At 52.1% G+C, this 10,175-nt stretch carries 11 protein-coding genes and 1 other RNA gene; 8 read left to right on the top strand and 4 right to left on the bottom strand.

Annotation, left to right across the window (positions count from 1 at the left end; translation table 11 throughout):
* Window position 1 precedes the first annotated feature (1 nt).
* Window positions 2-364, bottom strand: a transfer-messenger RNA (tmRNA) gene (ssrA, locus tag ABYA77_RS10265).
* Window positions 365-427: 63 nt separating this feature from the next.
* On the bottom strand, window positions 428-910 hold the full coding sequence (gene smpB / locus ABYA77_RS10260; RefSeq protein WP_372965869.1) for an SsrA-binding protein SmpB: 483 nt from the start codon (window positions 908-910) through the stop codon (window positions 428-430).
* 23 nt (window positions 911-933) lie between these two features.
* Between smpB and ABYA77_RS10255 the strand changes: the two genes are divergently transcribed.
* Genes ABYA77_RS10255 through ABYA77_RS10240 form a run of 4 tightly spaced genes read left to right on the top strand, consistent with a single transcriptional unit; the run spans window position 934 to window position 3,466 of the window.
* Entirely contained in the window at window positions 934-1,065 is a 132-nt protein-coding gene (locus ABYA77_RS10255) for a hypothetical protein (protein ID WP_372965868.1), read from the top strand.
* Between the two features lie 26 nt (window positions 1,066-1,091).
* Window positions 1,092-2,684, top strand: a complete 1,593-nt coding sequence (locus tag ABYA77_RS10250; protein ID WP_372965867.1) for a sodium-dependent transporter — start codon at window positions 1,092-1,094, stop codon at window positions 2,682-2,684.
* Between the two features lie 57 nt (window positions 2,685-2,741).
* Entirely contained in the window at window positions 2,742-3,188 is a 447-nt protein-coding gene (locus ABYA77_RS10245) for a type II toxin-antitoxin system RatA family toxin (RefSeq protein WP_372965866.1), read from the top strand.
* Complete coding sequence (locus ABYA77_RS10240) at window positions 3,188-3,466, top strand: RnfH family protein (protein WP_372965865.1); 279 nt, start codon at window positions 3,188-3,190, stop codon at window positions 3,464-3,466. The genes ABYA77_RS10245 and ABYA77_RS10240 overlap by 1 nt, the downstream gene beginning before the upstream one ends.
* A gap of 4 nt (window positions 3,467-3,470) precedes the next feature.
* Here the strand turns inward: ABYA77_RS10240 and ABYA77_RS10235 are convergent, their stop codons facing one another.
* Complete coding sequence (locus tag ABYA77_RS10235; protein ID WP_372965871.1) at window positions 3,471-3,803, bottom strand: outer membrane protein assembly factor BamE; 333 nt, start codon at window positions 3,801-3,803, stop codon at window positions 3,471-3,473.
* A gap of 123 nt (window positions 3,804-3,926) precedes the next feature.
* Here ABYA77_RS10235 and fur point away from each other — a divergent pair, with 123 nt between their 5' ends.
* Window positions 3,927-4,346 carry a ferric iron uptake transcriptional regulator gene (gene fur / locus ABYA77_RS10230; RefSeq protein WP_372965864.1) on the top strand — a complete coding sequence of 140 codons (420 nt, stop codon included), beginning with the start codon at window positions 3,927-3,929 and terminating at the stop codon, window positions 4,344-4,346.
* 68 nt (window positions 4,347-4,414) lie between these two features.
* On the opposite strand, the gene recN is transcribed toward fur, so the two are convergent.
* On the bottom strand, window positions 4,415-6,094 hold the full coding sequence (gene recN / locus ABYA77_RS10225; RefSeq protein ID WP_372965863.1) for a DNA repair protein RecN: 1,680 nt from the start codon (window positions 6,092-6,094) through the stop codon (window positions 4,415-4,417).
* Window positions 6,095-6,360: 266 nt separating this feature from the next.
* On the opposite strand from recN, the gene grpE reads away from it, so the two are divergent.
* The 3 genes from grpE to dnaJ all read left to right on the top strand — a co-directional run bounded on the left by grpE (window position 6,361) and on the right by dnaJ (window position 10,175).
* Window positions 6,361-6,963, top strand: coding sequence for a nucleotide exchange factor GrpE (gene grpE, locus ABYA77_RS10220; protein WP_372965862.1), 603 nt, complete (start codon window positions 6,361-6,363; stop codon window positions 6,961-6,963).
* A 92-nt stretch (window positions 6,964-7,055) separates the two neighbouring features.
* Window positions 7,056-8,969 (top strand): molecular chaperone DnaK, encoded by a 1,914-nt coding sequence (dnaK, locus tag ABYA77_RS10215; RefSeq protein WP_372965861.1) that lies wholly within the window; start codon window positions 7,056-7,058, stop codon window positions 8,967-8,969.
* Between the two features lie 78 nt (window positions 8,970-9,047).
* The gene (dnaJ, locus tag ABYA77_RS10210) at window positions 9,048-10,175 is read left to right on the top strand and encodes a molecular chaperone DnaJ (RefSeq protein WP_372965860.1); all 1,128 of its coding nucleotides are present in this window, start codon (window positions 9,048-9,050) and stop codon (window positions 10,173-10,175) included.

Raw genomic sequence — 10,175 nt, 5'->3', positions numbered from 1 at the left:
TTGGTGGAGACGGCGGGAATTGAACCCGCGTCCGCCAGCACTATGCCTTGAGATCTACATGTTTATGTCCTTCTATTTATTTAACCTCAAGCGACCCGAAGGCCAGGGTGCAAGAGGCGAGTTCTTTAAATCTTAGCCGCTAGCCAGTGAACTCTGGATAACGGAGCATCCCGTAAGCGATGACGTCCTGAAATGTAGCTCTGAGCTACGGGCGACTCAGTCAGGACGACTAGCAGCTTACGCTGCTAGTGCGTAGTTTTCGTCGTTTGCGACTATTGCATTGCAGCTTTGGATTAACGAGATTCGCTGCCATCTCGACATGCACCCAAGGGTTCGCCACCAGCGTCGAAGCCATGTCGTCCCCTTACCCACAGTATATGTGGGCGTATTGCTGAACTTCAAGGTTTCTTTGTTGCGGTTTGTACTGTCATGCCGTGTTTTCGCGCATAATACGTTGTTTCTGGCGGTTCCAGTCACGCTCTTTCTCTGTGGCGCGCTTGTCGAATAGCTTCTTGCCTTTTACCAGGGCTATCTCACATTTCACCTTATTGCCTTTCCAGTACAGGGCCAATGGCACGCAGGTTTGGCCTGCCTGACTTGTTTCCCCGATCAGTTTGGCCAGTTCTTTAGTGTGTAGTAGCAGTTTGCGAGTGCGGGTAGGGTCGGCGATGACATGGGTGGACGCTGCCGTCAGGGGTTGGATGTGAGCACCTAGTAAATAGGCTTCTCCATCTTTCAGCAACACGTAGGCATCGGTTATCTGGCCCTTACCAGCCCGCAATGATTTCACTTCCCAGCCGAGCAGGACAAGGCCCGCTTCAAAGCGTTCTTCAATGTGATATTCGTGCTTCGCCTTTTTATTGAGGGCGATCGTACCGCTGGTTGGTCCGCTTGCTTTCTTCTTGCTCATGAACCCTTCTCGGAATCTGCAAAATGACTCTGCTGGCGGAGAATATGACTGCCAGCAAAACGGGCATTGTAGCTCAGGACAGCCAGACGGGTCACGATTTCGCCTCCAATGGCATCGACTTGGTCGTCCCTGCCGGCTTTGTTCGGCTACAATGACGTGCCTTTTGTCGTCAGGGATCAAGATGTCGAACAAGTATCAGACTTCCATCGGGTCGTTTACCCGCAAATCTACATTCTTCTGGGCCTCTGTTGGAGCAACGGTCGGGCTGGCGAATTTGTGGCAGTTTCCCCATCTGGCGAGTATCCATGGGGGTGGTCTGTTTGTCCTGATTTATCTGGTTTGCCTGCTTTTGGTCGCGCTGCCCTTAATGGTGACTGAAACGGTGATTGGCCGGTATTCCCGTCATGGCATTGTGTTAGCGATGGATGGCCTGGTTAAGAATGCGGGTTGTTCCCCATGGTGGCGGCTGGCGGGGCCATTAAGCATTCTGGCGGCATTTCTTGTGTTGTCTTTTACGGCTGTCTTTGGCGGTATTGTTCTGGCCTATATCTTTTTTGGCGCGGCAGGTAGTTTCAGTGGTGCAACTACGGTTGAGGCTACAGAGATCCTGGCGGATTTTGTCTCAAGCTCAGGGCGTTACCGGGAGTTTATGGGCTGGCACGCGTTCTTCTTAGTGCTGGTTGTCTGGGTTTCTGCTCGCGGGGTGGTGAACGGTGTGGAGCGTTCACTGCGTATGATCGTGCCCGCTGCGTTGTTATTATTGTTGGCTCTTTTTGTTTTGTCTGCCAGCCATGGGCGTCTTGGTTCCGGCGTCGAGAGTATTCTCGCCATACGTCCTGAAGATGTCAGTTTTGATAGCATCCGGGCCGCCTTTTTTCATGCGTTCTATACGCTCGGCCTGGGTATGGGGGTGTGGGCCGTTTTCGGGGCATACAGTACGTCGCACACACACTTGAAACGGTCCATTGTTGCGGTTGTGTTGATGGATACATTGGTTGCGATCATTGCGGGAATGATGATGTTCTCGGTGCCCTCTGATGGAAGTAATCTGCAGGGTGAGCACGGGTTTGGGCTGCTGTTTGTTTCTTTACCGGTCACACTCGCTCAAGTTCCTTATAGCCAGGTCGTCATCACTGCGGTTTTTTTAGCGGTACTTCTGATTGTCTGGGCGACGGCGATTTCGTTGTTGGAGCCCGTAGTCGCATCATTCAGAGAGTGGACGGGGGCACCAAGAGGTTGGTCCGTCATTATTGTGGGTACGGCGGTATGGTTTGTGGGGCTGGCGTCTCTGTTTTCGTTCAACGTATGGTCGGAATATCGGTTGGCGGGCGCTACAGCATTCCGGTGGCTTGAGCTTCTGACGGGCGGGGTTCTTATTCCGTTAGTCGCGATATTAATAGCGACATTTACCGGTTATTGTCTTACGAGAAGGTTTTCGGCTGGCATGCTGGGAAACGCTCCCGTGGCGTTCCGGAAATCCTGGTATTGGACGATGCGGCTGGTATTGCCTGTAATCGTTGCCTGGATTGGTGTTCAATATACAGCGTTTTCGTTGTCCAATTTGTGCGAAAATGGTGGCTCGGCGTTGTGGTGCTCGGAGAATGAAAGTACGGCCGTTCAGTCGCTGCCAGAATTTGAGCCTGCGGTAGGTGCGGGTCCTGAAGTTGAAGCCGGTTCCAGTGTGCCTGCGTCGGCTAAGCCTGAGGCCGGGCCGGGGGTTAACGCCGACGACAGTGCCCCCAAGGGGGATGATATCCTTTATCATAGCGTGTAACGGACCGCTTCAGTGTGGTCGTGCCAGATTGTATAGAAAGGCAGGAACTCCGGTTTTATGGCTCATCAGATAGATAAGACAGCGCTGGTTATGCACTCGGCGGAACGTATGTTTCATTTGGTCAACGATATAGCTCGTTACCCTGAGTTTTTACCTTGGTGTGCCGGTGCTGAGGTTCATACACAGACCGATGCGGAGATTATGGCGTCACTGGAAATTGCTAAGGGGGGCGTTCGGCACACGCTAACGACCTGCAATCAGCTGTTAATGCCTGAAGCCATTGAGATGAAGCTGGTGGAGGGGCCGTTGAAGAATCTGACGGGCCGGTGGCACTTTCGTTCGCTGGACGCGAACGCTTGCAAAGTGATTCTGAGTCTGGAATTTGAGTTTTCGGGTTCGTTGGCGCGAATGACCTTCGGTCCGGTCTTTAACCAGGCGGCTAACACTATGGTTGATGCGTTTTGTCGTCGCGCTGATGAAGTGTATCGGGGAGAGGTATTCTGATGCAGGTTGAAGTCGCTTATGCCCGGCCAGACAAACAGTTGATTCTGAAGGTGACGGTGCCAGAAGGCACCACTGCCCTTGAGGCGGTTAAGGCGTCAGGCATCACAGGTGTTTTTCCTGAGATCAACCCTGATGAAATCGATATGGGCATTTTTGGCAAAGTGATAAAAAAGCCGGAAAGCCACACGATACATGAAGGCGATCGAGTGGAACTTTACCGGCCGCTGATCATCGACCCGAAGCAGGCCCGGCTTAACCGGGCGAAGAAAAAGGCCTGAGCTGCTAGTAAGCGGGTGTTTCTTCTAACAGCTGCGCTTCGTGGTGGCTGTAGGAATCACCCTCGTAGTACACGATAATGCGCTGTTGTTCGATATCGCCGCCCTGGCGCTGGAATGTATAAATATAGTATTCCCTTGATGGGTCTACCGGATTAAGCATAAGGGGAGTTCCAAGTAGCGCATGAACCTGGCTTCTGGGCATGCCTGCGGATAAGCTTGTTAGTTCCTTGTCGGTTACAATATTTCCCTGTTGGACGTTGATCTTGTACACGCCGGGGAAAACGCATCCGGCCATAGATAAAACAGTAATGAGAACGATAGCGGTGAGCTTTTGCATCGCCTGGGGAAATCCTCTATCTTGAATTCGCCTGCCTGGGGCAGGCGTGAAACGGGTTGACCGTTGAACGGCGGCTTCCATCATACCGGAAGCCGTAAGGCACACCAAAGAGTGAATACTAGTATGCCATCTGAAAACGCCGAATTACGAAAAGTCGGTCTTAAGGTTACTCTGCCGAGAGTTAAGATCTTCAATATTCTTGAAAATGCTAAAGAGCACCATTTGAGTGCTGAGGACGTTTATAAGAAGTTGCTGGATCAGGGCGACGACGTGGGACTGGCGACTGTCTACCGGGTGTTGACTCAATTCGAGACCGCAGGTCTGGTTTTGCGGCATAACTTCGAAGGCGGCCACGCAGTCTTTGAAATGGCAGGTGATGATCATCATGACCACATGGTGTGTACCCAGACGGGTGCAGTTGTTGAGTTTGTGGATGAGGTTATCGAGGAACGTCAGAAACAGATTGCGGCGGATCATGGGTATGAAATCGTCGATCACAGCCTGATTCTTTATGTCAGGCCTGTAGCGTCGGGCAAAAAATAATCTTGTTGATATCAAAAAAAAGGGGCCTGCGTATGCGGGCCCCAAAGCTCTCAGAATCGAGAGGGGATTTAGTGATGGGTCGCCTGACCCTTTACAACCATCTCTCTGGCATGAGCGATTGTTTGTTCGGTCATGTCTACCCCGCCTAGCATCCGTGCCACTTCATCAATTCTGCCCTGATCGTTAAGGGGCTCAATTTTCGAAAAGGTTGCGTCTTTCTCTGTGAACTTGCTGACAAACAGGTGTTGGTGGCATTGAGCTGCAACCTGCGGCAGGTGGGTGACGCATAGCACCTGGCCGTTGCTGCCCAGAGCCCTTAGCAGCTGGCCTACAACTTCGGCTGTGCCACCGCCAATGCCTACGTCTACTTCGTCGAACACCAGTGTTGGGGTTGTTGAGGTTTGTGCGACAACCACCTGGATGGCCAGACTGATACGTGACAACTCACCGCCAGAGGCGACTTTTGCCAAAGGCCGTGCCGGTTGACCGGGGTTTGCGCTGACAAGGAATTCAGCTTCTTCCAAACCGTGTGCCGTAGGCTCGTTGTCATTACTGCTCTTCAGGTGTGTAACAAACTGAACTGACGGCATGCTAAGTTGGCTGAGCTCCTGTGCGATGCGCTGGTCGAGCTCTGCGGCTGCCTGCTTCCGTTTGGTTGAGAGTTGTTGCGCAACCGCGTCAAAGTCAGCTCTTTGTGCTGCAAGTTCGGCTTCAAGTCGTTCCAGGCTGCCTTCGCCGCCCTCAATCTCAGCCAGCTCGGCACTTAAGCGCTGGTGAAGCTCAGGGAGTTCGTCCGGTGTAATACGATGTTTCCGGGCCATTTGATACACAGCACTTAATCGTTCTTCAACTTCTGCCAGGCGAGCCGGGTCGGCTTCGTAATCATCAACAAAGCGGCGAAGACTGTCTCCGGCTTCGGAGATCTGGATGTGGGCCTCGTTGAGCATTTGGATGGTATCGGCCAGTGCCGGAACTTCAACGGGAAGTTGTTCAAGTTGTTGTAGGGCTTGACGAACTGCGCTCGCTGCACTTGACTCGTCTTCTGTGCAGAGCAGCGCGGCCTGATGGCTGTAGTGTAAAACTGAGTCTGCCTGGCTGAGTTGGGCTTGTTCTTGCTCCAGGGCTTCTTGCTCACCTTGTTCAAGTGCGAGCCTGTCTAATTCTTCAACCTGGTAGCGAAGCAGTTGCAGTTTTGCTTCGGCTTCATCTGCATTTTGTCGCCGCTGCTCGAGCTTTTGCCGGGTTAGGTTCCATGTCTTCCAGGCTGACTTGGTTTGCTCTGCCAGGTGTTCAGCCTCTGCAAATTCGTCGAGCAGTTTTCGGTGGGTGTCTTTGCGTAAGAGCGACTGGTGTTGGTGCTGGCTGTGAATGTCCATCAGTAAGCCGCCCAGCTCTTTCAGTTGGGATAAGGGGCAGGGTTGCCCGTTAATAAATGCTTTGGAACGCCCGTCTTTGTTTATTGTTCGTCGTAGAATGCATTCATTTTTTTCGTCAAGATCGTGACTTTCAAGCCAGAGGCCCGCATCAGGAATGTTGGATATGTCGAAGCAGGCGGTAATGTCAGCGCGATTCGCTCCATGACGAACGGCGCCAGCATCGGCTCGGCCGCCCATGGCCAGGCCCAGAGCATCAAGGACTATGGATTTGCCTGCGCCGGTTTCGCCAGTCAGGGCTGTCATGCCTTTGTTAAACTGAAGTTCAACGCGCTCGGCTATCGCGTAGTTGGATACCGTAAGTTGTGTAAGCATGCCGAAAACCTCCGCTTGGGCCGGGGTGGCCTCTGATAAATCAAATCCAAATACTGTTTGCCTATACAGTTGCTGTGAATATATACAGTGATTTGGTTGTTTGCAAACTGCGGAGGCTGAAAATTTTAAAGAATCGGTGATCAGGTGGTTGAATCCTGAGGGGGGGAGCCCCATATCGGTTCGCAAAGCAGGTTTTCCCGCCGCAGGCAGGCGGGCTCTATTCGCCGGAAGCCTTCGGGCCTTGAATAACGTTATTGGGAGTGATCATGAGTGCTGACGATAAGCGTAACGAGCAAGTAGACGAGCACAACGGGGTTGACGAAACCGCAGCTGCTGAGCAGCAAGCTCAGAGCGGTCAGGCTGAGTCTGGTGAAGGTTCGGAGCTTGAGGTTCTTAAGGCTCAGCTTCAGGAATATCAGGATCAGGCTTTGCGCGCCCAGGCAGAAATGCAGAATGTCCGTCGCAGAGCGGAAGTGGATGTAGAAAAGGCGCACAAATTTGCCCTGGAGAAGTTCGTAAAAGAACTATTGCCGGTAGCTGACAGTCTGGAGAAGGCCGTCGAAAGTACCGAAGGCCATGAAAGTGCAGGTGAACTGGTTGCTTCTATTCGGCAGGGCGTTGAAATGACGCTGAGTCTGCTTTTAGGCAGCCTTAAAAAGTTTAGTGTGGAGCAGATCAATCCGGTGGGCGAGCCGTTTGATCCGCAGCACCATGAGGCCATGTCTATGGTGCCCGCTCCCGATGCCGAGCCTAACAGTGTTGTAGCGGTGGTTCAGAAAGGCTATCTGCTTAATGGTCGTGTTGTTCGTCCGGCCATGGTGGTTGTTGCTAAGGCAGATAGTGCACCAAAAATCGACGAGCAGGCTTGAAAAACTGAATAAAGCGCCAATATACCGATTAAACAGAAGCGGCCGGAGTGAAAGAACCCCGGATAGATTTCAGCAAGATTTGGAGTGAATCGATGAGCAAGATTATTGGTATTGACCTGGGTACTACAAACTCCTGCGTGGCTATCATGGATGGCGACAAGGTTAAGGTTATTGAAAATGCTGAGGGTGACCGCACCACCCCTTCCATCATCGCGTACACGGACGATGGTGAAACTTTGGTTGGCCAGTCAGCCAAGCGTCAGGCAGTAACCAATTCACACAATACGCTATATGCCATCAAGCGTTTGATCGGTCGTCGGTTTGAAGATGACGTCGTTCAGAAAGATATTGAAATGGTACCGTACAAAATCACCAAGGCTGACAATGGTGACGCTTGGGTAGATGTTAAGGGCCAGAAAATGGCTCCGCCACAGATTTCCGCAGAAATTCTGAAGAAAATGAAAAAGACTGCTGAAGATTATCTGGGCGAGACAGTCAGCGCTGCGGTTATCACCGTTCCTGCTTACTTTAACGATAGTCAGCGCCAGGCAACCAAAGACGCCGGTAAAATCGCTGGGCTGGAAGTTAAGCGGATTATTAACGAGCCGACTGCTGCTGCTCTGGCCTACGGTATGGATAAGCAGACTGGCGACCGTACTGTAGCTGTTTATGATCTGGGTGGTGGTACTTTTGACCTGTCTATCATTGAAATTGCCGATGTAGACGGTGAGCACCAGTTTGAAGTGTTGGCCACCAACGGCGATACCTTCCTGGGTGGCGAAGACTTTGACTTGAAAGTCATCGAATATCTGGCAGATCAGTTCAAGAAAGATAGCGGAATAGATCTGCGTGGTGACTCTCTGGCTATGCAGCGTCTGAAAGAAGCGGCCGAGAAAGCTAAAATCGAGCTTTCCAGCAGCCAGCAGACTGACGTGAACCTGCCGTATGTGACTGCGGATGCGTCTGGTCCCAAGCATATGAATGTCAAACTGACGCGTGCCAAGCTGGAATCTCTGGTAGAAGAGTTGGTTCAGCGCAGTCTTGAGCCCTGCAAGGTGGCTCTGAAAGATTCTGGTCTGAGCGCAGCTGAGATCGACGAGGTTATCCTGGTCGGTGGTCAGACTCGTATGCCGCTGGTGCAGGAGAAGGTTAAAGAGTTCTTCGGTAAAGAGCCGCGTAAAGATGTTAACCCGGACGAAGCGGTTGCCATGGGCGCAGCAATCCAGGGTGCGGTACTGTCGGGTGACGTGAAAGACGTACTGTTGCTGGATGTAACTCCGCTGACCTTGGGTATCGAAACCATGGGTGGCGTAGCAACTCCGTTAATTGATAAAAACACCACGATTCCGACCAAGAAGTCTCAGACTTTCTCGACAGCGGATGATAACCAGACTGCGGTAACTATCCACGTAGTTCAGGGTGAGCGTAAACAGGCGTCACAAAACAAGTCTCTGGGTCGTTTCGATCTGGCCGATATTCCGCCTGCTCCGCGTGGTGTTCCGCAGATCGAAGTTACCTTCGATATCGATGCTAACGGTATCCTGAACGTATCTGCGAAAGACAAAGCGACGGGTAAAGAGCAGTCTATCGTGATCAAGGCATCTTCCGGCTTGAATGACGATGAAATCGAGAAGATGGTTCGCGACGCCGAAGCCAATGCAGAGGAAGATCGCAAGTTTGAGGAGCTGGTTCAGGCCCGCAACCAGGGTGATGGCATGGTGCATGCTGTGCGTAAGACTCTGGCCGAAGCTGGCGACAAAGTAAGTGACAGTGAGAAAGAGTCGATCGAAGCCGCAATCAAGGACCTCGAAGAAGCTCTTACTGGTTCTGACAAAGAGGCCATTGAAGCCAAAACTCAGAAGCTGACAGAAGTGTCTTCCGAGTTGGCCCAGAAGATGTACGCGGATCAAGCTGAGCAAACCGGCGGCCAGGAAAGTGAAGAGGCCAAAGCTGGTGACGATGCTGTCGACGCTGAGTTCGAAGAAGTCAAAGACGACAAGAAATAAGTCCTAAGTACATCAGGTAGTTGGGAAACGCGGGCAGGAGTCCGCGTTTTCCTCGTTATAGCAATAGGGTTTTAAAGCATGGCCAAGCGTGATTATTACGAAGTGCTCGGAGTCTCCCGGGACGCGGACGAGAAGGACATAAAGCGGGCGTACCGAAAGCTTGCGATGAAATACCATCCGGACCGTAACCCGGACGATAAAGATGCCGAGAACAAGTTTAAAGAGGCCAGCGAAGCCTACGAAATCTTGATGGATTCCAGCAAGCGCGCAGCATATGACCAGTTCGGTCATGCTGGCGTAGATGGTCAGGCAGGTGGAAGCGGCGGTTTTGGTGGCGGCAACTTCTCCGATATCTTTGGCGACGTGTTCGGCGACATCTTTGGTGGCGGCGGTGGTCGTGGCCGCAACACCCGGGGTTCTGACTTACGCTATACCCTGGAGTTGGATTTAGAAGAAGCCGTTAAAGGTAAAACCGTAAAAATAACCATTCCTGGCCATAAAGAATGTGATGCCTGTGACGGCAGCGGAGCTGAAAAAGGCTCCCGCCCAGAGACCTGTACAACTTGTCATGGCGCTGGTCAGGTGCGGATGCAGCAGGGGTTCTTTACTGTTCAGCAGGCGTGCCCGACGTGTCGTGGTGCTGGCCAGATCATCAAGAATCCATGTAGAAAGTGTCACGGCCAGGGCCGCGTGAGGCAAGAAAAAACCTTATCGGTCAAAGTGCCACCGGGAGTGGATACTGGCGACCGTATTCGCCTGTCTGGCGAGGGTGAAATGGGTGTAGATGGCGGGCCTTCCGGTGATTTGTATGTGCAGGTGGCTGTTCGCGAACATGCAATTTTTACCCGTGATGGGCGTAATCTTTATTGTGAAGTGCCCATCAGTATCGTAGATGCGGCTTTGGGTGGTGAGCTGGAAGTACCGACGCTGGATGGCCGTGTAAAACTGAAAATTCCTGCGGAAACCCAGACCGGGAAATTATTCCGGTTGCGAAATAAAGGGGTTAGCCCTGTGCGGGGTGGCCCGTCCGGTGATCTTCTGTGCCGTGTGATGGTCGAAACACCGGTTAACCTGACAAAACGCCAGAAAGAGCTGCTGGGTGAGTTTCAGAAGACGTTGGATGACTCCAATGGCTCCGATCATGCTCCGAAGAAAACCTCTTGGTTTGAGGGTGTGAAAAATTTCTTCGATGAAATGAAATTCTGA

This window comes from Marinobacter sp., assembly GCF_041595835.1.
Classification (GTDB): Bacteria; Pseudomonadota; Gammaproteobacteria; order Pseudomonadales; family Oleiphilaceae; genus Marinobacter.
This window is presented reverse-complemented; position numbering and strand designations above follow the sequence as displayed.